Consider the following 24,830-nt stretch of genomic DNA (forward strand, 5'->3'; position numbering starts at 1 on the left):
GTACTACCAAACGCCGACCGCGGTTCAGATGCAGAAGTCCACCGCCAGTTCGTCCTTCGCCGCGCCCTGATAGCGACGCATCAGCACGGCGAACTCGTCCGCCGGCACCGGGCGGCCGAACAGGTAGCCCTGCACCTCGTCGCAGCCCAGGCGCTCCAGCTCGGCGCGCTGTGCGGCGGTCTCCACGCCCTCGGCGATGCTCAGCATGCCCAGGCTGCGCGCCATGCCGAGGATCGCCCGGACGATGGACTGGTCGTGGCCGTCCTCGCTGATGTGGCGGACGAAGGACTGGTCGATCTTCAGCTTGTGCACCTGGAACTGCTTGAGATAGCTCAGCGACGAATAGCCGGTGCCGAAGTCGTCGATCGACAGCAGCACGCCCAGCGCTCGCAGGCGCTGTACCACGGCGATGGCTGCGGCGGGATCGTGCATGGCCACGCTCTCGGTCAGCTCGAGCTCCAGGCAGTGCGGCGGCAGACCGGTCTCCTGCAGCACCTCGGCGACCAGCTCGACCAGCGCCGGGTGGCGGAACTGCGCCAGCGACAGGTTGACCGCCACCGTCGTCGCCGCCGGATAGCCGCAGGCCAGCCAGTCCTGCATCTGCTGGGCGGCGCGGCGCAGCACCCACTCGCCGATCGGCAGGATCAGTCCGCTGCCTTCGGCGATGGGGATGAACTCGGCCGGACTGATCGCCCCCAGCTGCGGGTGGTTCCAGCGCAGCAACGCCTCGGCGCCGACCAGCTCCCGGCCGTCGATGCTCATCTGCGGCTGGAAGCACAGGTACAGCTCGCCGTTGTCCAGCGCCTGGCGCAGGGCGTTCTCCAGCTGCAGGATGCGCGCCGACTGGCGCTGCATCTCGGCGGTGAAGAAGCGGAAGCCGTTGCGCCCTTCCTGCTTGGCGCGGTGCATGGCGATGTCGGCGCGCTGCGACAGGCTCTCGAAGTCGCGGCCGTCCTCGGGGAACATGGCGATGCCGATCGAGGTGGTGATCACCAGGCTGTGCTCCTCGATCCGGCAGGGCGCGGCCAGCAGCGCCTTGAGGCGCGCGGCGACGTGGGCGGCGCCCTTGGCGTCGGTATAGGGCAGCACCAGCACGAACTCGTCGCCGCCCTGGCGCGACAGGGTGTCCTCGTCGCGCAGCACCGCCTTGAGGCGCTGCGCCACCTCGACCAGGAAGGCATCGCCGATGCGGTAGCCCAGCGAGTCGTTGATGTGCTTGAAGTGGTCGAGGTCCAGGTACAGCACCGCCAGCGGCTGCTGGCTGCGCTCGGACAGGCCCAGCGCCTGTTCGCAGCGGGCGGCGAACAGCTTGCGGTTGGGCAGGTCGGTGAGCGCATCGAAATGCGCCAGGCGCTCGATGCGCTGCTCGTCCAGCTTGCGCTGGGTGATGTCTTCCTTGATCGCCAGGTAATGGGTGGTCTGGCCGGCATCGTCGAACACCGGCGAGATCAGCACCGCCTCGGTGTACTCGCTGCCGTCCTTGCGCCGGTTGACGAACTCGCCGCGCCAGGCCCGTCCGCTGGTGAGCTGCTGCCACATGTCCTGGTAGGTGCTCTGCGGCGTCTTGCCGGAGTGCAGCAGCTTGGGGTTCTGGCCGATGGCCTCCTCGAGGCGGTAGCCGGTGGCGCGGGTGAAGGCCTGGTTGGCGTACTCGATGCGCGCGTCGAGGTCGGTGATGACGATGGTGCTCGGGCTCTGTTCCACCGCCTGGCTCAGCTTGCGCAGGGTGACCTGGTCGCGGGCGCGCGCGGTGACGTCGCGCGACAGCACGACGAAACGCGGCTCGGCATCCGCCTCGCGCTGCATCATCGACACCGACAGTTCGAACCAGTGGTCGCCGTCGGCCAGCGGGATCTGGATCTGCCGGCCGGACGAGTAGCCGCAGGCCTGCGCCTCCTCCAGCGCCGCGATGCAGGAGCGCGCCGCCTCCAGCGGCAGCGCCTCGTAGACGGTGCGCCCGAGCAGCTCTGCGGTGCCGACGGCCAGCTGCTCGCGGCGCGGGGCATGCACCTGCAGGTAGCGGCCGTCGCGGTCCAGCTCGAACAGCAGGTCGGGGATCGCCGCGAGGATCGCCTGGGAATGCCGGCGCGCGTTGTGCAGCGCGCGGTAGGGCGCCGCGATCATGTCGACGAACACCGCGCCGTAGAGCAGCAGGTAGGCGATCACCTTGTAGACGTGACCCATCAGGTTGAAGCTGTCGGTGACCCTGGCGTACAGGGTGAAGAACAGCTCGCTGAGGATCATCGCCAGCACCGCCGCGAGCAGCAGCGGCACGTTGAAGCCGCTGGCGTGGCGCAGGCGGGCGAGCAGCACGCCGACGGTCAGCAGGTGCACGACGATCACGCCGTATTCCGCCCACAGCTTGAACGCGGTGAGCCCCCGCCCGGGGATGAAGGTGGCCGGCACCCAGTGCGGCCGCCAGAGGAATACCCAGTGCACCGCCGCCACCAGCAGCAGGACGCCGAGGAGCGGCACGAAACGCTGGTGCGCCGGCGGCGACTCATCCGTGCTGCCGGGCGCCGGCCAGGGCAGCCAGGCCACCAGCAGCAGGGCGCAGGCGGCCAGGTAGCGCGCCGCCAGCCAGAAATGGATGGCCTTCTGCGGGTCGCTGGGGGTCACGTAGTCGGGCATCCCCTGGAACGACAGCATGTGCGAGAAGTCGAGGATGGCGACGCCGAGGAAGGCGCAGGCGAGCAGCAGGACGTTGCGCTGCGGGTGCAGGCTGTGGGTATTCCAGCCGACCGCGAACACCAGCGCCGCAACGGCGATGGCGGTGGTTTCCAGCAGCATGTGCCAGGGCAGGTAGTGGTCGACGGCAGGCAGCGCCTCGCCGCCCAGCGCCAGCAGGCCCATGCCGGCGAGCAGCACGACCAGCACGCCGAGGGTCGGGCGCAGCGAATCCCGGTATTGCGGGTGAACCCGCCTCAAGCCCAACAGCACGTGCGCCTTCTCCCTGCCCCTGCCCCTGCCGACCAGCCGTGGCCCGGCGCCCCGCCTGCCACTGTAACGGCTGTATTCGTCGCCAATGTGACGGGCGAATGTGCCTGTCCGCCTGCCGGGCGTCAATGTCTGTCGACAGGCGCTCCGCCGATTTGCGCGCAGCGGCGACACGCCATTTTACTGACGCCAGCGGATCAGAGCGGCCACCGCCCGCGGCACTGCGGCGAAATCAGCGGTAGAGATCCGCCCGGCTCCAGGGCAGATCGTGGGAGCCGTCGGGGCGCGGGCGCACGGCGAGGATCTGGTGCAGGTTGATCCATTCGCGCTCGAAGCCGTAGGCGCAACCGGCCAGGTACAACCGCCAGATGCGCAGGGCACGCTCGGGCACCAGCTGGCGCGCCTCGTCCAGGCGCCGCTCGAGCCGTTCGCTCCAGAAGCGCAGGGTGCGCGCGTAATGCAGGCGCAGGCTTTCCACGTCGACCACCTCGAGGCCGGCCTCGCTCATCCGCGCCACCGCAGTGGCCAGGTGCGGCAGCTCGCCGTGGGGGAACACGTAGCGGTCGATGAACGCACCGCCGCCGCGCCCGACCGGGCGGCCGTCGGTGTGCCTGGCGGTGATGCCGTGGTTCATCACCAGGCCGCCGGGCTTCACCGCGCGCTGCAGAGTCTGGAAGTACAGCGCCAGGTTGGCGTGGCCGACGTGCTCGAACATGCCGACGCTGACCACCTTGTCGAAGCGGCCGTCGGCCGGCAGGTCGCGGTAGTCGAGATACTCCAGCTGCACGCGGTCCTGCAGGCCCTCCTCGGCCACCCGCTCGCGGGCCAGCCTGAGCTGTTCCCGGCTGAGGGTGATGCCGTAGACCTCGGCGCCGAACTCGCGGGCGGCGAAGCGCGCCAGGCCGCCCCAGCCGCAGCCGACGTCGAGCAGGCGCTCGCCGGGCGCCAGGCGCAGCTTGCGGCACAGGTGGCGCAGCTTGGCCTGCTGGGCGGTGTCCAGGTCCTCCATGCCGGTCTCGTAGTAGGCGCAGGAGTAGACCATGTCGCGGTCCAGCCACAGCCGGTAGAAGTCGTTGGACAGGTCGTAGTGGTAGTGGATGTCCGCCGCATCGCTCGCCTTGTCGTGGGCCGGGCGCACCGGCGGCGCGGCCTCCCGGTCGCCGAGCAGCGCCGCGGTGAGTGCGTCCGCCAGCTGGATCGCCTGCTCCAGCGACCCCTGGATGTCCATCGCCCCCTCGACGTAGGCACTGCCGAGCAGGTCGAGGCTGGGATGCGCCAGCCGGGTCAGCAGCTGCGGGTCGCGCACCTCGAGGGTCACCTGCGGCTCGGGGCCGAGGTCCAGTTGGTGGCCGTCCCACAGGCGCACGCGCAATGGCAGTTGCAGCGTGCGCAGGACGGGCGGAAGCATCGCCAGCATGTCCGATCCCCCATTCATGGAAAGCCCCTTGAAGGGTAGTCCAGTCTCGGCCAGTCGTCGGCCTGGCCCGCAGCGGGGCAACCGCACCGGAAACGCCAGAGCCCGGCTGCGGCCGGGCTCTGGACAGGGGGAAAGGGCGTCGCGCGGGGTTATTCCACGGTGACGCTCTTGGCCAGGTTGCGCGGCTGGTCGACGTCGGTGCCCTTGAGCACGGCGACGTGGTAGGACAGCAGCTGCAGCGGGATGGTGTAGAGGATCGGCGCGAGCAGGTCGTGGATCGGCGGCATGGCCACCACGTGGGTGCCCTCGCCGTCCTCCATGCCGGCGCCGCGGTCGGCGAACACCACCAGCTGGCCGCCGCGGGCGCGCACTTCCTGCAGGTTGGACTTGAGCTTCTCCAGCAGCTCGTTGTTGGGCGCCACGGTGACCACCGGCATGTCGCTGTCGACCAGCGCCAGCGGGCCGTGCTTGAGCTCGCCGGCCGGGTAGGCCTCGGCGTGGATGTAGGAGATCTCCTTGAGCTTCAGCGCCCCCTCCATGGCCACCGGGTACTGCGCGCCGCGACCGAGGAACAGGGTGTGGTTCTTCTCGGCGAACAGCGCGGCGACCTGCTCGACGGTCTTGTCCATCGCCAGCGCCTCCTGCAGGTTGCCCGGCAGGCGACGCAGCGCCTCGACCAGCTCGGCCTCGGCGCCGGCGGCGAGGGTGCCGCGCACCCGGCCGAGGGCCAGGGTCAGCAGCAGCAGGCCGACCAGCTGGGTGGTGAAGGCCTTGGTCGAGGCCACGCCGATCTCCGGGCCGGCGTTGGTCAGCAGCACCAGGTCGGATTCGCGCACCAGCGAGCTGGTGCCGACGTTGCAGATCGCCAGGCTGGCCAGGTAGCCGGCCGACTTGGCGTTGCGCAGTGCGGCCAGGGTATCGGCGGTCTCGCCGGACTGCGAGATGGTGACGAACAGGCTGTCCGGCTGCACCGCCACCTTGCGGTAGCGGAACTCGCTGGCCACCTCGACCTGGCAGGGCACGCCGGTCAGCTCCTCCAGCCAGTAGCGGGCGACCATGCCGGCATGGAAGCTGGTGCCGCAGGCGACGATCTGCACGTTGCGCACCCGGGCGAACAGCTCGGCGGCCTGCGGACCGAAGGCCTGCACCAGCACGTGGTCGCTGCCCAGGCGGCCTTCCAGGGTGCGCTGCACCACCTTGGGCTGCTCGTGGATTTCCTTGAGCATGAAGTGGCGGTACTCGCCCTTCTCCGCCGCCTCGGCTCCCTCGTGGAACTGCACGGTGTCGCGCTGCACGCTGCGCCCGTCGGCATCCCAGATCCGCACGCTGTCGCGCTGGATCTCGGCGATGTCGCCCTCCTCCAGGTAGACGAAGCGGTCGGTGACCTGGCGCAGCGCCAGCGGGTCGGAGGCGAGGAAGTTCTCGCCCAGCCCCAGGCCGATCACCAGCGGGCTGCCGCTGCGCGCCGCGAGGATGCGATCCGGCTGCGCGGCGCTGATCACCGCCAGGCCGTAGGCGCCATGCAGCTCGCGCACCACCGCCTTGAGCGCATCGGCCAGGTCGGGCAGACGCTTGAGGGTGTGGTGCAGCAGGTGGACGATGGTCTCGGTGTCGGTCTGCGAACTGAACACGTAGCCGAGCCCCTTGAGCCGTTCGCGCAGCTGCTCGTGGTTCTCGATGATGCCGTTGTGCACCACCGCCAGTGCCTCGCCGGAGAAGTGCGGGTGGGCGTTGGCCTCGCTGGGCACGCCGTGGGTGGCCCAGCGGGTGTGGGCGATGCCCAGGCGGCCGGGCAGCGGCTCGTCGGCCAGCGCCTGCTCCAGCGCGGCGACCTTGCCGATGCGGCGGCTGCGGCGCAGCTGGCCGTCCGGGCCGCAGATGGCCACCCCGGCGCTGTCGTAGCCGCGGTATTCCAGGCGCTTGAGGCCCTCGATGAGGATGGCGCTGACGTTACGTTCGGCGATGGCTCCAACAATTCCGCACATGCGGGCTCTCCTTTCGATCTATCGGCTGGGGACGGCGGCGCAGATCAGCCGGATGCCGCGCGCCTGGATCTGTTCGCGCGCCGCGGGCTCGAGGCGCTCGTCGGTAATCAGGGTGTGGATGCTGCTCCACGGCAGCTCCAGATTGGGCATGCGCCGGCCGACCTTGTCGGCCTCGAGCATGACGATCACCTCGCGCGCCACCTCGGCCATCACCCTCGACAGGCCGAGCAGCTCGTTGAAGGTGGTGGTGCCGCGCGCCAGGTCGAGGCCGTCGGCGCCGATGAACAGCTGGTCGAAGTCGTAGGAGCGCAGCACCTGCTCGGCGACCTGGCCCTGGAACGACTCGGAATGCGGATCCCAGGTACCGCCGGTCATCAGCAGCACCGGCTCCTGCTCCAGCTCGCGCAGGGCGTTGGCCACGCTCAGCGAGTTGGTCATCACCACCAGCCCGGGGCGGCGGTCCAGCTCGGGGATCAGCGCCGCGGTGGTGCTGCCGCTGTCGATGATGATCCGCGCATGCTCGCGGATGCAGGCGGCCGCGGCGCGGGCGATGGCCTGCTTGTGCGGCGACACGCTCTGGGCGTGTTCGATCACCAGTTCGTGGGGCACCGGAACCGCACCGCCGTAGCGGCGCAGCAGCAGGCCGTTGTTCTCCAGCGCGGCCAGATCCTTGCGGATGGTCACTTCCGAGGTCTGGAAATGGCGGGCCAGGGCCTCGACATGGACCTCGCCCTGCTCGGCGAGCAGGGCGAGGATGGCGTGACGGCGCTGCGGGGTGTTGCGCTTGGACATTCGCAGGTTTCGTTTCGAAAGTTTCGATTCGTAAATTATAGGTGCGAATCAAAACCCAGCACCACGCGGGCGTCAAGCTTCGCCAGACGAAACTGTCCACATCAGGAGGCGCAAGCTGCCAAGGGCAGCTGTGGACAAGTCGGAGGAGGCGTTATCCACAATTCGACAGGCCTCCAAGCCGCAACGCCCTGTGGAAAACCACGCGATGCAGTTGTCCACAGGGCGTCTTGGCAGTGCTCGGCGGCAGCCTGCGGACGGATTATCCACAGCACCAGCGGATGCCGAGCCCGCCGGCTCAGCTCTTGGGCTTCTTCACCGGGCGCTGCCAGCCGTCGATGTTGCGCTGGCGCGCGCGGCCGACCGCCAGGGTGCTGGCCGGCACCTCGCTGGTGATCACCGAGCCGGCGGCGGTGGTGGCGCCGTCGCCGATGGTCACCGGCGCCACCAGCGAGTTGTTGGTGCCGATGAAGGCATCCACGCCGATCACCGTGCGGTGCTTGTTGGCACCGTCGTAGTTGCAGGTGATGGTGCCGGCGCCGATGTTGCTCTGCGCGCCGATCTCGGCATCGCCCAGATAGGCCAGGTGGCCGGCCTTGGCGCCCTCGCCCATCACCGCGTTCTTCAGCTCGACGAAGTTGCCGACGTGCGCCCCGGCGCCCAGCACGCTGCCTGGGCGCAGGCGGGCGAACGGCCCGCAGTCGGCGCCCTCGCCCAGCTCGGCGCCGTCCAGGTGGCTGTTGGCCTTGACGATGGCGCCGCGGCGCAGGGTGCTGTTGCGGATCACGCAGTTGGGGCCGATCTCGACACCGTCCTCGATGACCACCCGGCCCTCGAGGATCACGTTGATGTCGATGACCACGTCGCGGCCGACCGTCACCTCGCCGCGCACATCGAAGCGCGCCGGATCGAGCAGGGTCACGCCCTGGGCCATCAGCCGGCGGGCGGCGCGCTGCTGGTAGTGGCGCTCCAGCTCGGCGAGCTGGCGGCGGTCGTTGGCGCCCTGCACCTCCATGGCGTCCTCCGGCTGCGCGGTGGCCACGCCCAGGCCGTCGGCCACCGCCATGGCGATCACGTCGGTCAGGTAGTACTCGCCCTGGGCGTTGCGGTTGGACAGGCGGCCCATCCACTCGGCCATGCGCGCGCCGGGCATGGCGAGGATGCCGGTGTTGCCCTCGCGGATGGCGCGCTGCTCGGCATTGGCGTCCTTCTGCTCGACGATGGCGGTCACCCGACCCTCGGCGTCGCGGAGGATGCGCCCGTAGCCGGTGGGGTCGGCCAGCTCGACGGTGAGCAGGGCCAGCTGTTCGGCGCCGGCGTGGGCCAGCAGGCGCTCGAGGGTCGGAGCCTCGATCAGCGGCACGTCGCCGTAGAGCACCAGCACCTGCTCGGCGTCGATGAACGGCAGGGCCTGGGCCACGGCATGACCGGTGCCGAGCTGCTGCTCCTGCAGGACGAAGTTCAGGTCGGCGGCGGCCAGGCGCTCGCGCACCGCTTCGGCGCCGTGGCCGATCACCACGTGGATGCGCTGCGGCTGCAGGGCGCGCGCGGTATCGATGACGTGGCCGAGCATCGGCTTGCCGGCCACCGGATGCAGCACCTTGGGCAGTGCCGAGCGCATGCGGGTGCCCTGGCCGGCAGCGAGGATGACGATTTCCAGACTCATGGGTGTACTTCCCTATGCAGCCCCAGACCTGGGCTGGAGCGAAATGAACAGAAACGGTGGGCAGCGGTGCAGACGCCACGCACCGTCGCCGAAAATAAAAAAAGGGGATAGCCAAGGCTACCCCCTTTTCTGGTGAACCGGACGACTGGGCCGCAATGCGGATCAGTGCACCTGGCCACCGAACTTCTTGCGCAGTTCCTGAATGGTCCGCAGCTGCGCAGCAGCCTCGGCCAGACGTGCGGAAGCGGTCGAGTAGTCGAACTCGGCACCCTTCTCGCTGAGCGCCTTCTCGGCAGCCTTCTGGGCTTCGAGAGCCGCAGCCTCGTCGAGGTCGGCAGCGCGGATCGCGGTGTCGGCCAGGACCTTCACCATGCTCGGCTGCACTTCGAGGAAACCGCCGGAGATGTAGTACACCTCCTGCGCGCCACCCTGCTTGATCACGCGCACCGGACCCGGCTTGAGATCGGTCAGCAGCGGGGCGTGGCCCGGCAGAATACCCACATCGCCCATGTGACCATGGGCGACGACCATTTCCACCAGCCCCGAGAACAGCTCTTCTTCCGCGCTGACGATGTCGCAGTGGACTGTCATAGCCATATTCATGCCTCGGTAAGCAGGCGGGGCTACCGTGGCAGCCGCCGCCTGGTCGAGCGCCCGTCAGGGCGCGCCAGTTACAGTTTCTTGGCTTTCTCGATGGCTTCGTCGATGCCGCCGACCATGTAGAACGCCTGCTCCGGCAGGTGGTCGAAGTCGCCATTGAGGATGCCGGCGAAGCCGCGAATGGTTTCCTTCAGCGACACGTACTTGCCCGGCGAGCCGGTGAAGACTTCGGCCACGAAGAACGGCTGGGACAGGAAGCGCTGGATCTTACGGGCGCGGGACACCAGCTGCTTGTCGGCTTCGGACAGTTCGTCCATGCCGAGGATCGCGATGATGTCCTTCAGCTCCTTGTAGCGCTGCAGCACGTACTGCACGCCGCGAGCGGTGTCGTAGTGCTCCTGGCCGATCACCAGCGGATCCAGCTGACGGGAGGTGGAGTCCAGCGGATCGACGGCCGGGTAGATACCCAGCGAGGCGATGTCGCGGGACAGTACCACGGTGGCGTCGAGGTGGGCGAAGGTGGTCGCCGGGCTCGGGTCGGTCAGGTCGTCCGCGGGAACGTAGACGGCCTGCACCGAGGTGATCGAGCCGTTCTTGGTGGAGGTGATGCGCTCCTGCAGAACGCCCATTTCCTCGGCCAGGGTCGGCTGGTAACCCACCGCGGACGGCATACGACCCAGCAGCGCGGACACTTCGGTACCAGCCAGGGTGTAGCGGTAGATGTTGTCGACGAACAGCAGAACGTCGCGGCCTTCGTCACGGAACTTCTCGGCCATGGTCAGGCCGGTCAGGGCGACGCGCAGACGGTTACCCGGCGGCTCGTTCATCTGGCCGTAGACCAGGGCCACCTTGTCCAGAACGTTGGAGTCCTTCATCTCGTGATAGAAGTCGTTACCTTCACGAGTACGCTCACCCACGCCGGCGAACACGGAGTAACCGCTGTGCTCCATGGCGATGTTGCGGATCAGCTCCATCATGTTCACGGTCTTGCCCACGCCGGCGCCACCGAACAGGCCGACCTTGCCGCCCTTGGCGAACGGGCAGACCAGGTCGATCACCTTGATGCCGGTTTCCAGCAGCTCGTTGCCGCCGGCCTGCTCCGCGTAGGACGGGGCAGCGCGGTGGATGGTCCAGCGCTCTTCCTCGCCGATGGGGCCCGCCTCGTCGATCGGGTTGCCCAGCACGTCCATGATGCGGCCGAGGGTGGCCTTGCCGACCGGCACGGAGATGCCGGCGCCGGTGTTGCTCACGGTCAGGCCACGCTTGAGGCCTTCGGTGGAACCCATCGCAATGGAACGAACCACGCCGTCGCCCAGCTGCTGCTGGACTTCCAGGGTGGTGGCCGCGCCTTCGACTTTCAGCGCGTCATAGACGTTCGGCACCTGATCGCGCGGGAATTCCACGTCGATAACGGCGCCGATGATTTGAACGATACGTCCGCTACTCATATCTGGTTCCTCTGAATATTTGAACCTGTTTAAACCGCGGCAGCGCCGCCGACGATTTCCGAGATCTCTTGCGTGATCGCAGCCTGACGCGCCTTGTTGTAGATCAGCTGCAGATCCTTGATCAGCTGACCGGCGTTGTCGGTGGCATTCTTCATGGCGATCATGCGCGCAGCCTGCTCGCAGGCGTTGTTCTCGACCAGGGACTGATACACCTGCGATTCGACATAGCGAACCAGCAGGGCATCCAGCAGTTGCTGGGCGTCGGGTTCGTACAGGTAATCCCACAGGCCCTGCTTCGCGCCGTCGTCGGCCTCGGTAGCGGGAGCCAGGGGCAGCAATTGTTCAACCACCGGCTTCTGGGTCATGGTGTTCACGAACTTGTTGGACGCCAGGTACAGGCGATCCAGCGAGCCTTCGTTGAACCGATCCAGCATGACCTTGACGCTGCCGATCAGGTCGTTGACCGACGGCGCTTCGCCCAGGTGGCTGATCGCAGCGACCACGTTACCGCCGTAGCTGCGGAAGAAACTGGCACCCTTGCTGCCGATGACGCAGAACTCTGCCTCAACGCCGGCATCGCGCCAGTCCTTCATGTTTTTGATCAGGGCCTTGAACAGGTTGATGTTCAGGCCGCCGCACAGACCACGGTCGCTCGACACCAGGATGTAGCCGACACGCTTGACCGGACGCTCCACCATGAAGGCGTGGCGGTATTCCGGGTTGGCCTTGGCCAGGTGACCGATCACCTCGCGGATGCGCACCGCGTAGGGACGGCTGGCAGCCATGCGCTGCTGAGCCTTGCGCATCTTGCTGACCGCCACTTTTTCCATGGCGCTGGTGATCTTCTGCGTGCTCTTGATGCTCGCAATCTTGCTGCGAATCTCTTTTGCGCCTGCCATTTGACACCTTTCGGGTTAGCAGGCGGGAGCCTTGCGGCTCCCGCTGCGGCTTACCAGCTCTGAGTGGCCTTGAACTTCTCGATGCCGGCCTTCAGGCCTGCGTCGATTTCGTCGTTGAAGTCGCCCTTCACGTTGATCTTCGCCATCAGGTCGGCGTAGTCGCGGTTGAAGAAGGCGATCAGGGCCTGCTCGAAGGCGCCGACTTTCTTCACGTCGACGTCGGCCAGGAAGCCACGCTCGGCAGCGTACAGGGACACCGACATGTCGGCGATGGACATCGGCGCGTACTGCTTCTGCTTCATCAGCTCGGTGACGCGCTGGCCATGCTCGAGCTGCTTGCGGGTCGCTTCGTCGAGGTCCGAGGCGAACTGGGCGAAGGCCGCCAGTTCACGGTACTGGGCCAGCGCGGTACGGATGCCGCCGGACAGCTTCTTGATGATCTTGGTCTGGGCTGCGCCACCGACGCGGGATACCGAGATACCGGCGTTGACGGCCGGACGGATACCCGAGTTGAACATGGCGGATTCCAGGAAGATCTGGCCGTCGGTGATCGAGATCACGTTGGTCGGAACGAATGCGGAGACGTCGCCGGCCTGGGTCTCGATGATCGGCAGCGCGGTCAGCGAACCGGTCTTGCCCTTCACTTCGCCCTTGGTGAACTGCTCCACGTACTCTTCGGAAACGCGGGAAGCGCGCTCCAGCAGGCGGCTGTGGAGATAGAACACGTCACCCGGATAGGCTTCGCGGCCCGGCGGACGGCGCAGCAGCAGGGAGATCTGGCGGTAGGCGACGGCCTGCTTGGACAGGTCGTCGTACACGATCAGGGCGTCTTCACCGCGGTCGCGGAAGTATTCGCCCATGGTGCAGCCGGAGTACGGCGCCAGGTACTGCAGGGCAGCGGATTCGGAAGCGCTGGCAGCCACCACGATGGTGTTGGCCAGGGCGCCGTGCTCTTCCAGCTTACGCACCACGTTGGCGATGGTCGACTGCTTCTGACCGATGGCCACGTACACGCAGCGGATGCCGCTGTTCTTCTGGTTGATGATGGCGTCGATGGCCATCGCGGTCTTGCCGATCTGGCGGTCGCCGATGATCAGCTCGCGCTGGCCACGGCCGACCGGGATCATGGCGTCGACCGACTTGTAGCCGGTCTGCACCGGCTGGTCGACCGACTTACGCCAGATCACGCCCGGAGCGACCTTCTCGACCGCGTCGGTTTCCTTGGCGTTGATCGGGCCCTTGCCATCGATCGGGTTGCCCAGTGCGTCGACCACGCGACCCAGCAGTTCCGGACCGACCGGAACTTCGAGGATGCGGCCGGTGCACTTGGCGCTCATGCCCTCTTTCAGACCCTGGTAGCTGCCCAGGATCACGGCGCCGACGGAGTCCTGCTCCAGGTTCAGCGCCATACCGTAGACGCCACCCGGGAACTCGATCATTTCGCCGTACATCACGTCGGCCAGGCCGAAGATGCGCACGATGCCGTCGGAAACGCTGACGACGGTGCCTTCGTTACGGGCCTGAGCGGACACATCAAGCTTGGCGATACGCTGCTTGATGATTTCGCTAATTTCGGAAGGATTCAGTTGCTGCATGCCATGCCCCTCAAATCAGGATTTCAACGCTTCGGCCAACTGGTTCAGTTTGCCGCGGACCGAACCGTCGATAACCAGGTCACCCGCACGAATGATCAAACCGCCGATGAGGGCGGGATTGACGACCGGGGTAGGCTGGACGGTGCGATCTAGCCGCTTCGACAAGGCGGCAGCCAGAGTTTGGAGTTGTTCGGCGCTCAGTTCGTGAGCCGTCTCGACCTCGACGTCGATCGAACGCTCGGCTTCCGCCTTCAGCATCTCGAACTGGTCGCGCACGGTCGGCAGCAGTTCCAGGCGATCGTTTTCGCCCAGCGCCACCACGAAGTTGCGGAACGACTCGTCGATGCGTTCAGCGCACAGCTGAACCAGAACCTCGGCCTTGCGGTCGCGGGTCAGGGCCGGATTGCGCAGCTGGGCGATGACTTCGGGGGACTCCACGAAGGCCGCGCTCAGCGCCAGCATGTTCGACCAGGCATCGCTTTGTTTGGCTGCGGAAGCGAACTCGAAGGCGGCTTTCGCATAAGGCCGAGCAAGCGTATTGATAGTTGCCATCGCTCGCCTCGCTTAGAGTTGGGAGGCCAGTTTTGCGACCAGATCGTTGTGTGCCTTGGTGTCCACGGAGGACTCCAGGATCTTCTCGGCACCGGCGACGGCGAGGGCCGCAACCTGGGCGCGCAGCTGATCCTTGGCGCGATTCACTTCAACCTCGATTTCGGCCTTGGCACTGGCAAGCAGACGCTCGCCTTCGCCACGGGCCTGCTGCTTGGCTTCCTCGACGATCGCGTTGGCGGTCTTGTTCGCCTTGTCGAGAATCTCGGCAGCCTGCTCCTTGGTTTCACGGAGCGTCTGGGCAGCTTTTTCCTGGGCCAGTTGCAGGTCGCGCTGGGCACGGCCGGCGGCATCCAGACCTTCGGCAATTTTCTTCTGGCGGGCTTGCATGGCGGCGGTGATCGGCGGCCACACAAACTTCATGGTGAACCAGACGAAAATAGCGAAGGCAATCGTTTGACCGAACAGCGTCAAGTTAATGTTCACAGCGATTTACCTCGTGCTATCTCGTGGGTCCGGGTAGTCAGAGCATCGGCAGGCCGGACCGCGCACGGCGCGGTCCGGCCAATGATCCGCGGATGCCTGAACTTAGCCGGCAACAACGAAGATGAGGTACATCGCGATACCGACGCCGATCATCGGCACGGCGTCGAGCAGACCGGCCATCAGGAAGGTCTTGGTTTGCAGCTGGGCGCCCAGCTCCGGCTGACGGGCGGTGGATTCCAGCAGCTTGCCGCCCAGCAGGGCGAAGCCGATGCCGGTGCCCAGAGCACCCAGACCGATCATGATGGCGGCGGCGATGTAGACGAGTTCCATAACAGCTCCTGAGGTTTTCTAAAGGTTAAGGTTTCGTTGGTTAAAGCGAGGGTTGGTCCACTGTTCAGTGGTGGTCTTCGTGGGCGGCGCTCAGATACACCACTGTCAGCACCATGAAGATGAAGGCCTGCAGCGGGATCACCAGGATGTGGAAGATCGCCCAGGGCACATTCAGGGCCCACTGTGCCCAGAACGGCAGCAGGGCGATGAGGATGAACACCACCTCACCGGCGTACATGTTGCCGAACAGACGCAGGGCGAGACTCAGCGGCTTGGTCAGCAGGCCGAGGATCTCGAGGAACAGGTTGAACGGGACCAGCGACCAGTGGTTGAACGGGGTGAACGCCAGCTCCTTGGTGAAGCCGCCGAAACCCTTGACCTTGACGCTGTAGAACAGGATCAGGATGAACACGCCGAGGGACAGGCCGAAGGTGCCGTTGGGGTCGGCGGTCGGCACGATCTTGAAGTAGGGCACGCCCATCAGGTGCGCCAGGCCCGGGATGTAGTCGACCGGGATCCACTTCAGGCTGTTCATCAGGAACACCCAGACGAAGATGGTCAGTGCCAACGGGGCGATCACCGGGTTGCGGCCGTGGAAGGTGTCCTTGACCACACCTTCGACGAACTCGATGCACATTTCCACCAGGTTCTGCAGGCCGGTTGGCACGCCGGCGTTGGCACGCTTGGCGACACGGCTGAACAGGAACAGGAATACCAGGCCCATCAGTACCGACCAGCCGAGGGTATCGACGTGGACGGCCCAGAAGCCCATTGCCTTCACTTCTTCGGGAGTCTTGGCAAAGCTCCAGCCGTTGACCGGATGGGAGCCGAAGACCAGGTTCTGCAGGTGGTGCTGAATGTATTCAGCCGGTGTGTTAGCCATAAACGCCTCAATGCTCTAATGCTTCGGAAAGCCCTTCACCAGCAGGAGCGCACACGCGGAGGTGCCCAGCACCAGAGCGTAGCCGGCAAACAGCGCCGCCACGTTCAACCGCTCCACTCCTGCAAACACCAGCGCAAACAACGCTGCCGTCAGAAACAGTTTGCCCATCTCGCCCGACCAGAAGGACTGGACGATGGCCTTCACCGAACGCGCTCCGAAGTAGCGGAAGGCCTTGTACGTGAAGTACAGGTTCGGCAGAAACGCGATCATGCCGCCAAGCAGCGTGGAGTATCCGGCGACCGGTCCCTTCCACAGTCCTCCCACCGCGGCAGCCACCAGGGCCACCGCCAGCTGGGTCAGCAGCAGCGGAAACACCGCGAGGCGGTGCAGGGGGGTTTTGTTGCGAAAGTTCACCGCATGGCCCCGCTTCCGTGTTGCTGGACTGTCTGCACTGCAGACCCTGTGCCGGCAAAAATTGCGCCGGGAGTATAGGGGGGGAATCTGCCCCGTTCAACTGCCGGGTAGTGAATTAAGACCATTCGCTACGCACTGCTACTTTCAGCGGATATGCGCCAGCACGCCCTGCAGCTCGTCCAGCGAGCCGTAGCGGATCACCAGCTGGCCCTTGCCCTTGTCGCCGTGACGGATCTGCACCACCGCGCCGAGCCGCTCGGCAAGGCGCTGTTCGAGGCGGGCGATGTCCGGATCGGCCTTGGCCGGCTCCACCTCCGCCTTGCCGCTCAGCCACTGGCGCACCAGGGCCTCGGTCTGCCGCACGGTCAGGCCACGTGCGACAACGTGCCGCGCTCCTTCCGCCTGACGGGACGCCGGCAGACCGAGCAGGGCGCGGGCATGGCCCATCTCCAGATCGCCGTGGGCGAGCAGGGTCTTCACCTCCTCCGGCAGGGCGATCAGGCGCAGCAGGTTGGCGATGGTGACCCGCGACTTGCCGACCGCCTCGGCGACCTGCTGCTGGGTGAGCTGGAACTCCTGCTGCAGGCGCTGCAGGGCCATGGCCTCCTCGATCGGGTTGAGGTCCTCGCGCTGGATGTTCTCGATCAGCGCCATGGCGATCGCCGCCTCGTCGCTGACCTCGCGCACCAGCGCCGGGATGCGCTCCAGGCCGGCCAGCTGGCTGGCGCGCCAGCGCCGCTCGCCGGCGATGATCTCGTAGCGCTCGCCGTCGAGCGGCCGCACCACCACCGGCTGCATCAGGCCCTGTCGGCGGATCGACTGGGCCAGCTCCTCGAGCGCCTGCGGATCCATGTCGCGACGCGGCTGGTACTTGCCGCGCTGCAGCAGGTCCAGCGGCAGGTGCTGCAGCTCCTCGCGCGGCAGCTTGGCCGCCTGCTCCTGCAGGGCGGTGACGGTGGCGCCGCCGAGCAGGGCATCCAGACCGCGGCCCAGACCGCGTTTCTTCACAGCCATGTGCAATTCCTCAAGCGATGGTGGTGGCGCGCTGGCCGCGGCGCTGGCGGACGAGCACTTCCTTCGCCAGTTCCAGGTAGGCCTTGGCGCCGCGCGAGGCCTTGTCGTAGACCAGCGCCGGCATGCCGTGGCTGGGCGCCTCGGCCAGGCGCACGTTGCGCGGAATGGTGGTCTCGTAGAGGGTGTCGCCGAAGTGCTGGCGCAGCTGCGCGGTGACGTCGTTGGTCAGGCCGACACGAGCGTCGTACATGGTGCGCAGGATGCCCTCGATCTTCAGGTTCGGATTGAGCAGCGAACCGATGCGCTGGATGCTGTTGACCAGGTCGGAGAGGCCTTCCAGCGCGTAGTACTCGCACTGCATGGGGATGATCACCCCGTCGGCGGCGACCAGCGCGTTGACGGTCAGCATCGACAGCGCCGGCGGGCAGTCGATCAGGATGAAGTCGTAGCTGTCGCGGATCGGCCCCAGCGCCTGGCGCAGGCGCTGTTCCTTGTTCGGCAGCTCGAGCAGGCCGACCTCGGCGGCAGTGAGGTCGCGGTTGGCCGGCAGCAGCTGGTAGCGGCCGTGCTCGGAGGCCTGCATGGCCGCGGCGAGGTCGCAGTTGCCGACCAGCACGTCGTACACCGAATGCTCGAGGGCGAGCTTGTCCACACCGCTGCCGCTGGTGGCGTTGCCCTGCGGATCGAGGTCGATCAGCAGCACGCGGCGCTGCAGCGTCGCCAGCGAGGCGGCGAGGTTGACGCAGCTGGTGGTCTTGCCCACCCCGCCCTTCTGGTTGGCGATCGCGAATACTTTGGCCATGCTCGGCATCTCTCTCCTCAGGCGCAGCGGCGCAGTATCAGCAGATGGCGCTGGCCCTGGCAACCGGGCACCTGCAGCACCTGTTCGGCTTCGACGCGGAAATCCGCCGGCAGCGCGGCGAGTTCCTCGTGCGGGTACTGGCCCTTCATCGCCAGCCAGCGGGTGTCGGCGTCGCCCAGGTGGCGGGTCCAGTGGGCGAAGTCGGCCAGCGAGCTGAACGCCCGCGAGACGATGCCGGCGAAGGGTTGCACCGGGCGGAAGTTTTCCACACGGCTGTGGACAACTTCCAGGTTGGCCAGCCTCAGCTCGAGTTTCACCTGGGTCTGGAAGCGGGTCTTCTTGCCGTTGGAGTCCAGGGTGGTGAAGCGCCGTTCGGGGAACAGGATGGCCAGCGGGATGCCAGGCATGCCGCCGCCGCTGCCGACGTCCAGCCAGTTATCCCCAGCTTCGCGCACGAACGGCACGATGCTCAGGCTGTCGAGCAGGTGGCGCGAGACCATCTCGTCCGGGTTGCGCACCGCGGTCAGGTTGTAGGCCTGGTTCCACTTGATCAGCAGGGCCAGGTAGGCCAGCAGCTGTTCCTGCTGGCTGGCGGTGAGCTCGACGCCGAGTTCGGCGGCGCCGCGGAGCAGTTCGGCGGCGTGGGCGGCAGTGACGGCGGACATCAGACGTTCTGCTCCAGCTGGCGGCCGGCGCCGCGCTTCTTCAGGTGGATCAGCAGCAGCGACACCGCCGCCGGGGTGACACCGGGGATGCGCGAGGCCTGGCCGAGGGTCTGCGGGCGGGCGGTGCTCAGCTTGCCCTGGATTTCCTTGGACAGCCCGCCGATGGCGGCGTAGTCGAGGTCGTCGGGCAGCGCGGTGTTCTCGCTGGCCCGCAGGCGCTCGATCTCTTCCTGCTGGCGGTCGATGTAGCCGGCGTACTTGATGCGGATCTCCACCTGCTCGGCGACCTGCGGGTTATCCACAGCCTCGCCGGTGATCTCGGTCAGCGCCGCGTAGTCGATCTCCGGGCGCGCCAGCAGGTTGTGCAGGTTGTACTCGTGGCTCAGCGGGGTGCCGAAGCGCGCGGCGATAGCATCGCCCTGGGCGGTGCCCGGACGCACCCAGGTGCTCTTCAGACGCTGCTCCTCGCGCTCGATGCCCTCGCGCTTGGCGCAGAACACCGCCCAGCGCCGCTCGTCGACCAGGCCCAGCTCGCGGCCCTTCTCGGTCAGGCGCAGGTCGGCGTTGTCCTCGCGCAGGATCAGCCGGTACTCGGCGCGCGAGGTGAACATGCGGTACGGCTCCTGGGTGCCGAGGGTGATCAGGTCGTCGACCAGCACGCCGATGTACGCCTCGTCGCGGCGCGGGCACCAGGCCTCGCGGCCCTGGGCGCGCAGCGCGGCGTTGGCGCCGGCGAGCAGACCCTGGGCGCCGGCCTCCTCGTAGCCGGTGGTGCCGTTGATCTGCCCGGCGAAGAACAGGCCGCCGATCACCTTGGTCTCCAGCGAGTACTTCAGATCGCGCGGATCGAAGAAGTCGTACTCGATGGCGTAGCCGGGCCGCACGATGTGGGCATTCTCCAGTCCGCGGATCGAGCGGACGATCTGCAGCTGCACGTCGAACGGCAGCGAGGTGGAGATGCCGTTGGGATAGATCTCGTGGGTGGACAACCCTTCCGGCTCGAGGAACACCTGATGGCTGTCCTTGTCGGCGAAGCGGTGGATCTTGTCCTCGATCGACGGGCAGTAGCGCGGGCCGATGCCCTCGATGATCCCCGAGTACATCGGCGAGCGGTCGAGGTTGCCGGCGATGATCTCGTGGGTGCGCGCGTTGGTATGGGTGATCCAGCAACTGACCTGGCGCGGATGCTGCTCGCGCGAGCCGAGGAACGACATCACCGGGGTCGGGGTGTCGCCGGGCTGCTCGGTCATCGCCGCGAAATCGATGGAGCGGCCGTCGAGGCGCGGCGGCGTGCCGGTCTTCAGCCGGCCGACGCGCAGCGGCAGCTCGCGCAGGCGGCGCGCCAGGGCCAGCGATGGCGGGTCGCCGGCGCGCCCGCCCGAATAGTTCTCCAGGCCGATGTGGATAAGTCCGCCGAGGAAGGTGCCGGCGGTCAGTACCACGTTGTCGGCATGGAATTTCAGGCCCATCTGGGTGACCACCCCGCGCACCTGCTCGCCCTCGACGATCAGGTCGTCGGCGGACTGCTGGAATATCCACAGGTTCGGCTGGTTTTCCAGGATGCGGCGGATCTCGGCCTTGTACAGCGCACGGTCGGCCTGCGCGCGGGTGGCGCGCACCGCCGGGCCCTTGCGGCTGTTGAGGATGCGGAACTGGATGCCGGCCACGTCGGTGGCCTCGGCCATGGCACCGCCGAGGGCGTCGATCTCCTTGACCAGGTGGCTCTTGCCGATGCCGCCGATGGCCGGGTTGCAGCTCATGTGGCCGAGGGTTTCCACGTTGTGGGAGAGCAGCAGGGTCTTGACCCCCATGCGTGCTGCGGCCAGTGCCGCCTCGGTACCGGCATGGCCGCCACCGATGACGATCACATCAAAACGGGAAGGGAAATCCACCACGCACCTCGTGCCTGTTCGGGAAGGGAATTCGGGAAGCCGCGCAGTATAGAGGCTTCTCCGGGGTGAATGAAGCAGTGTGGACAAAAAGTAGCCAGCCGGTGTGGGCCGGACCGAGCCGGGTGATCAACAAAAAATAGAGAGAACGGATTTTTAGAAAGACTGTTTTAGAGCTTGTTATAGGTGTGCACAAAATCTGTGGATAGATCCGTTTAGTCCTTGTATTTCAATGACTTGTTCACTGAATAAGATTGTACACAGGTCATCGGGAGGTCTCTGCATAACCCGCCTGGGGCTGTGTGTGGACAAGTCGGTTATCCACAGGGGCAGTTATCCACATGGGTTCGACGATCTTATCGAAAGAGCTGGATTGGGGTTGTCCACAGGGCTTATCCGCACGGATTCTTGTGTGGACAAGGTCCTGTCTGAGCACGTGACCCGACGAGCGGACACGGGACAGCGCAGGGCCGGCGGAAAAACCGGTCCTGGCGCAGGAACGCAGGGAGTGACGGCCAGCCGACCCCCGGGTCAGCAGGCCGGGAGAGGGGCTACTTGCCGATGCAGAAGCTGGAGAAGATCCGCCCGAGCAGGTCGTCGGGGGTGAAGGCGCCGGTGATCTCGCCGAGCGCCTGGTGGGCCATGCGCAGGTCCTCGGCGAGCAGCTCGCCGGCGCCGAGCAGGGTCAGCTGCTGGCGGCCATGCTCGAGGCAGGCGCCGGCCTGGCGCAGGGCGTCGAGGTGGCGGCGGCGGGCGCTGAAGCTGCTCTCGGTGGTCTGCTCGTAGCCCATGCAGGTCTTCAGGTGCTCGCGCAGCAGCTCGAGCCCGGCGCCGCTGCGCGCCGACAGGCTGATCGTCACGTGGCCGTCGGCGCAGCTTTCCAGGCGGATGGCCTCGCCGGACAGGTCGGCCTTGTTGCGGATCAGGGTGACCCGCGCCGGATCGGGGCGCTGCTCGAGGAATTCCGGCCACAGGGCGAACGGATCGGCCGCCTCCGGGGCGGTGGCGTCGACCACCAGCAGCACGCGGTCGGCCTCGCCGATGGCCTTGAGGGCGCGCTCGACGCCGATGCGCTCGACCTGGTCCTCGGTGTCGCGCAGGCCGGCGGTGTCGACCACGTGCAGCGGCATGCCGTCGATGTGGATATGTTCGCGCAGCACGTCGCGGGTGGTGCCGGCGATGTCGGTGACGATGGCCGCCTCGCGCCCGGCCAGGGCGTTGAGCAGACTGGACTTGCCGGCATTGGGCCGCCCGGCGATCACCACGGTCATGCCGTCGCGCAGCAGCGCGCCCTGCCCCGCCTCGCGCTGCACCGCCAAGAGCTCGGCGCGCACGCCGTCGAGCTGGCCGAGCACGTGGCCGTCGGCGAGGAAGTCGATCTCCTCCTCGGGGAAGTCGATGGCCGCCTCGACGTACATGCGCAGCTCGATCAGCTTGTCGGCCAGATGCTGCACGCGGCGCGAGAACTCGCCCTGCAGCGAGCGCACGGCGTTGCGCGCGGCCTGCTCGCTGCTGGCCTCGATCAGGTCGGCGATGGCCTCGGCCTGGGCCAGGTCGAGCTTGTCGTTGAGGAAGGCGCGCTCGCTGAACTCGCCGGGGCGCGCCAGCCGCGCGCCCAGCTCCAGGCAGCGGCGCAGCAGCATGTCGAGCACCACCGGGCCGCCGTGGCCCTGCAGCTCGAGGACGTCCTCGCCGGTGAACGAGTTGGGGCCGCGGAAGTACAGCAGCAGGCCCTGGTCGATCACCTCGCCGTCATCTCCGAAGAACTCGCAGTAGTAGGCATGCCGCGGTTCGGGCTCGCGGCCGCTCAGGCTGATGGCGATCGGTCGGGCGCGCGGCCCGGATACGCGGACGATGCCCACGCCGCCCCGGCCCTGGGCGGTGGCGACGGCGGCGATGGTGTCACGGACGGGTTGCATGGCGGCCTCCGGATGGTGGAAAGCAAGACGCCCCACGAGGGGGCGTCTGCTGTCAGCGGCTGATTCAGGCCTTGGCGGCCCGCTCGATCTGCCGGGTAATGTACCACTGCTGGGCGATGGACAGGACGTTGTTGACCACCCAGTACAGCACCAGGCCGGCCGGGAACCACAGGAAGAAGAAGGTGAAGATGATCGGCATCAGCTTCATCACCTTGGCCTGCATGGGATCCGGCGGGGTCGGGTTCAGGCTGGTCTGCACGAACATGCTGATGCCCATGATGATCGGCAGGATGAAGAACGGATCCTTGATCGACAGGTCGACGATCCAGCCCAGCCACGGCGCCTGGCGCATCTCGACGCTTTCCAGCAGGGTCCAGTAGAGGGCGAGGAACACCGGCATCTGCACCAGGATCGGCAGGCAGCCGCCCAGCGGATTGATCTTCTCCTTCTTGTACAGCTCCATCATCGCCTGGGACATCTTCTGGCGATCGTCGCCGAACTGTTCCTTGAGCGCCTGCAGCTTCGGGGCCACCGCGCGCATGCGCGCCATGGACCTGTAGCTGGCCGCCGACAGCGGGAAGAACGCCAGCTTGATCAGCACGGTGAGGACGATGATCGACCAGCCCCAGTTGCCCAGCAGGCTGTGGATATGTTGCAGCAGCCAGAAGATCGGCTGGGCGATGAACCACAGGAAGCCGTAGTCAACGGTCAGCTCCAGTCCCGGCGACAGTTCCTCCAGCTTGTCCTGGATCTTCGGACCGGCGTACAGGGTGGCGCTGGTCTCGGCGCTGGCGCCGGCCGGCACGTTGAGCGCCGGGCCGGTGAAACCGATGATGTAGTTGCCCTGGCCGTCCTTGCGGGTGGCCACCACGTTGCTGTCGTCCTTGCTCGGCACCCAGGCGGTGACGAAGTAGTGCTGCAGCCAGGCGACCCAGCCGCCCTGCACGGTCTCGCGCAGGTTCTTGTCGTCCATGTCCTTCATGGCGACCTTCTTGTACGGCTCGTCCTGGGTCCACAGGGCAGCGCCGAGGTAGGTGGCCATGCTGGCGCCGCTGGTCGCCGACGGGTCGGCGCTGGCGTCGCGCTTGAGCTGGGCGAACAGGTTGCCGCTCCACGGCGCGCCGCTCTGGTTGTCGATGCGGTGGCTGACGGTGAAGTCGTACTGGCCGCGCTTGAAGGCGAAGCGCTTGACGTAGTTGACGCCGGCCTCGCTGAATTTCAGCTCGACCACCAGCTCGTCCTGGCCGTCGACCAGTTGGTAGGCGTTCTTCTCGCTGCTGTACAGCGGGCGGCCGCTGGTGCGGGCGTCCGGACCGTTGGCGCCGGTCAGGCCGCTCTGCGCGACGTAGGTGCGCTCGGTGCCGTTGTCGAACAGGGCGAAGGGCACGTCGCGATTCTGCAGGCTGCGCGGATACTGCGGCAGGGCCAGCTGCACCACGTCGCCGCCCTGTGGGTCGATGGCCAGCTTGAGCACGTCGGTCTGCACCTGGATCAGCGGCGTGCTCGCTGCCGCGGCAACGTTCGCCGGAGCATTGCCCTGCTCGCCGGCTACCGGCACGTCGGCCTGGGTGGCGGCAGTCGGTACGCCGACGGCGGTCTGCGCCGGAGCGGCGGCCACGGCTGGCAGCTGCGGCTGACCGTAGTCCTCGTTCCACTTGAGGACCATGATGTAAGACACGATTGCCAGAGCGACGATCAGTATCGAGCGTTGAATGTCCATGGTTTTATTCGGCCATCGATGAGGGTCGGGACGTGCGGGACTGTGGCACCGGGTCGTAACCACCGGCATGCCAGGGGTGGCAGCGGGACAGCCGACGCAGGGTCAGCCAGCCACCGCGAGCGAGGCCATGCGTGCTGATGGCTTCGTGGGCATAACAGGAACAGCTGGGATAGAAGCGACAGCGGCTGGCCATCAGCGGACTGATGGCATAGCGATAGAACTGGATCAGGGCGAGGGCCAGTTTACGCATGGGATCCGTCGGTCGGCGGCTGTTCGGGGCGGGCTTGCGGGCTTTGCCGGTTGCGCGCCAGGCGTTTCCAGAGCTTGGCGAACTGCTGGTGCAGCTCGGGGTTGTCCAGATCGCCGAGGCCCTTGCGCGCGACCACCACGATGTCCAGACCGCCGAGCATCTCCTGATGCAGACGGAAGGAATCGCGCATGATGCGCTTCAGGCGATTGCGCTCGACGGCAAGCTTGACGCTCTTCTTGCCGATCACCAGGCCGAGGCGCGGATGATCGAGCCCGTTGTCACGGGCCAGGAGCAGTACAGACTTGCCGGGAGCCTTGCCGGTGGGGGAGTCGAAGACTGCCGCGAACTGTCGGGACGTCAGCAGTCGCTTGTCCCGGCCGAAACTCCGACTCACCACCCGTTCCGGGCAATCAGACGGTGGTCAGACGCTTGCGGCCCTTGGCGCGGCGACGCGACAGGACTGCACGACCGTTCTTGGTGGCCATACGCGCACGGAAACCGTGGGTACGGGCGCGCTTCAGATTGCTGGGCTGAAAAGTACGTTTCATGGGTCAGTTACCTGGTAATCGCAGG

General features: G+C 66.9%; 23 protein-coding genes. All 23 read right to left on the reverse strand.

What is annotated here, in order from left to right:
• Positions 1-24: 24 nt before the first annotated feature.
• Entirely contained in the window at positions 25-2,940 is a 2,916-nt protein-coding gene (locus RA210_RS03640) for a bifunctional diguanylate cyclase/phosphodiesterase (RefSeq protein ID WP_201485427.1), read from the reverse strand.
• Between the two features lie 229 nt (positions 2,941-3,169).
• Positions 3,170-4,354, reverse strand: coding sequence for a C17 cyclopropane fatty acid synthase CfaB (gene cfaB, locus RA210_RS03645; protein ID WP_201485428.1), 1,185 nt, complete (start codon positions 4,352-4,354; stop codon positions 3,170-3,172).
• A 149-nt stretch (positions 4,355-4,503) separates the two neighbouring features.
• Entirely contained in the window at positions 4,504-6,339 is a 1,836-nt protein-coding gene (gene glmS / locus RA210_RS03650) for a glutamine--fructose-6-phosphate transaminase (isomerizing) (RefSeq protein WP_201485429.1), read from the reverse strand.
• 18 nt (positions 6,340-6,357) lie between these two features.
• A complete protein-coding gene (locus RA210_RS03655) occupies positions 6,358-7,131 on the reverse strand; it encodes a DeoR family transcriptional regulator (RefSeq protein ID WP_201485430.1) in 774 nt (257 codons plus the stop codon).
• Between the two features lie 295 nt (positions 7,132-7,426).
• Entirely contained in the window at positions 7,427-8,794 is a 1,368-nt protein-coding gene (gene glmU, locus RA210_RS03660) for a bifunctional UDP-N-acetylglucosamine diphosphorylase/glucosamine-1-phosphate N-acetyltransferase GlmU (RefSeq protein WP_201485431.1), read from the reverse strand.
• 162 nt (positions 8,795-8,956) lie between these two features.
• On the reverse strand, positions 8,957-9,391 hold the full coding sequence (locus tag RA210_RS03665; protein ID WP_201485432.1) for a F0F1 ATP synthase subunit epsilon: 435 nt from the start codon (positions 9,389-9,391) through the stop codon (positions 8,957-8,959).
• Positions 9,392-9,465: 74 nt separating this feature from the next.
• Positions 9,466-10,842, reverse strand: coding sequence for a F0F1 ATP synthase subunit beta (gene atpD / locus RA210_RS03670; protein ID WP_201485433.1), 1,377 nt, complete (start codon positions 10,840-10,842; stop codon positions 9,466-9,468).
• Between the two features lie 29 nt (positions 10,843-10,871).
• Positions 10,872-11,741, reverse strand: coding sequence for a F0F1 ATP synthase subunit gamma (atpG, locus tag RA210_RS03675; protein ID WP_136489672.1), 870 nt, complete (start codon positions 11,739-11,741; stop codon positions 10,872-10,874).
• A 50-nt stretch (positions 11,742-11,791) separates the two neighbouring features.
• Positions 11,792-13,336 (reverse strand): F0F1 ATP synthase subunit alpha, encoded by a 1,545-nt coding sequence (atpA, locus tag RA210_RS03680; protein ID WP_201485434.1) that lies wholly within the window; start codon positions 13,334-13,336, stop codon positions 11,792-11,794.
• A 15-nt stretch (positions 13,337-13,351) separates the two neighbouring features.
• Complete coding sequence (locus RA210_RS03685) at positions 13,352-13,888, reverse strand: F0F1 ATP synthase subunit delta (RefSeq protein ID WP_136489674.1); 537 nt, start codon at positions 13,886-13,888, stop codon at positions 13,352-13,354.
• Between the two features lie 12 nt (positions 13,889-13,900).
• Positions 13,901-14,371 (reverse strand): F0F1 ATP synthase subunit B, encoded by a 471-nt coding sequence (locus RA210_RS03690; protein ID WP_136489675.1) that lies wholly within the window; start codon positions 14,369-14,371, stop codon positions 13,901-13,903.
• Between the two features lie 102 nt (positions 14,372-14,473).
• Positions 14,474-14,701 (reverse strand): F0F1 ATP synthase subunit C, encoded by a 228-nt coding sequence (gene atpE, locus RA210_RS03695; protein WP_072325766.1) that lies wholly within the window; start codon positions 14,699-14,701, stop codon positions 14,474-14,476.
• 64 nt (positions 14,702-14,765) lie between these two features.
• Positions 14,766-15,584 carry a F0F1 ATP synthase subunit A gene (gene atpB, locus RA210_RS03700; RefSeq protein ID WP_201485435.1) on the reverse strand — a complete coding sequence of 273 codons (819 nt, stop codon included), beginning with the start codon at positions 15,582-15,584 and terminating at the stop codon, positions 14,766-14,768.
• A 15-nt stretch (positions 15,585-15,599) separates the two neighbouring features.
• Complete coding sequence (locus RA210_RS03705) at positions 15,600-15,998, reverse strand: F0F1 ATP synthase subunit I (protein ID WP_201485436.1); 399 nt, start codon at positions 15,996-15,998, stop codon at positions 15,600-15,602.
• A 144-nt stretch (positions 15,999-16,142) separates the two neighbouring features.
• Positions 16,143-17,012 carry a ParB/RepB/Spo0J family partition protein gene (locus RA210_RS03710; protein ID WP_201485437.1) on the reverse strand — a complete coding sequence of 290 codons (870 nt, stop codon included), beginning with the start codon at positions 17,010-17,012 and terminating at the stop codon, positions 16,143-16,145.
• A 10-nt stretch (positions 17,013-17,022) separates the two neighbouring features.
• Positions 17,023-17,814, reverse strand: a complete 792-nt coding sequence (locus tag RA210_RS03715) for a ParA family protein (RefSeq protein ID WP_201485438.1) — start codon at positions 17,812-17,814, stop codon at positions 17,023-17,025.
• 17 nt (positions 17,815-17,831) lie between these two features.
• Complete coding sequence (rsmG, locus tag RA210_RS03720) at positions 17,832-18,479, reverse strand: 16S rRNA (guanine(527)-N(7))-methyltransferase RsmG (RefSeq protein ID WP_201485439.1); 648 nt, start codon at positions 18,477-18,479, stop codon at positions 17,832-17,834.
• Positions 18,479-20,371 (reverse strand): tRNA uridine-5-carboxymethylaminomethyl(34) synthesis enzyme MnmG, encoded by a 1,893-nt coding sequence (mnmG, locus tag RA210_RS03725; RefSeq protein WP_201485440.1) that lies wholly within the window; start codon positions 20,369-20,371, stop codon positions 18,479-18,481. Before mnmG ends, rsmG begins: the two co-directional genes overlap by 1 nt.
• Positions 20,372-20,919: 548 nt before the next feature.
• Positions 20,920-22,287: a tRNA uridine-5-carboxymethylaminomethyl(34) synthesis GTPase MnmE gene (gene mnmE, locus RA210_RS03730; protein WP_201485441.1), complete on the reverse strand. Its 1,368-nt coding sequence runs from the start codon at positions 22,285-22,287 to the stop codon at positions 20,920-20,922.
• Between the two features lie 64 nt (positions 22,288-22,351).
• Positions 22,352-24,007: a membrane protein insertase YidC gene (yidC, locus tag RA210_RS03735; protein ID WP_201485442.1), complete on the reverse strand. Its 1,656-nt coding sequence runs from the start codon at positions 24,005-24,007 to the stop codon at positions 22,352-22,354.
• A gap of 4 nt (positions 24,008-24,011) precedes the next feature.
• Complete coding sequence (yidD, locus tag RA210_RS03740) at positions 24,012-24,257, reverse strand: membrane protein insertion efficiency factor YidD (RefSeq protein WP_136489684.1); 246 nt, start codon at positions 24,255-24,257, stop codon at positions 24,012-24,014.
• On the reverse strand, positions 24,250-24,654 hold the full coding sequence (gene rnpA, locus RA210_RS03745; protein WP_136489685.1) for a ribonuclease P protein component: 405 nt from the start codon (positions 24,652-24,654) through the stop codon (positions 24,250-24,252). The genes yidD and rnpA overlap by 8 nt, the downstream gene beginning before the upstream one ends.
• Positions 24,655-24,667: 13 nt before the next feature.
• Positions 24,668-24,805, reverse strand: a complete 138-nt coding sequence (gene rpmH / locus RA210_RS03750; protein ID WP_090313513.1) for a 50S ribosomal protein L34 — start codon at positions 24,803-24,805, stop codon at positions 24,668-24,670.
• Positions 24,806-24,830: the final 25 nt, after the last annotated feature.

The sequence above is a fragment of the Pseudomonas sp. OF001 genome (assembly GCF_904426495.1).
In the GTDB taxonomy this organism is placed as follows: domain Bacteria; phylum Pseudomonadota; class Gammaproteobacteria; order Pseudomonadales; family Pseudomonadaceae; genus Geopseudomonas.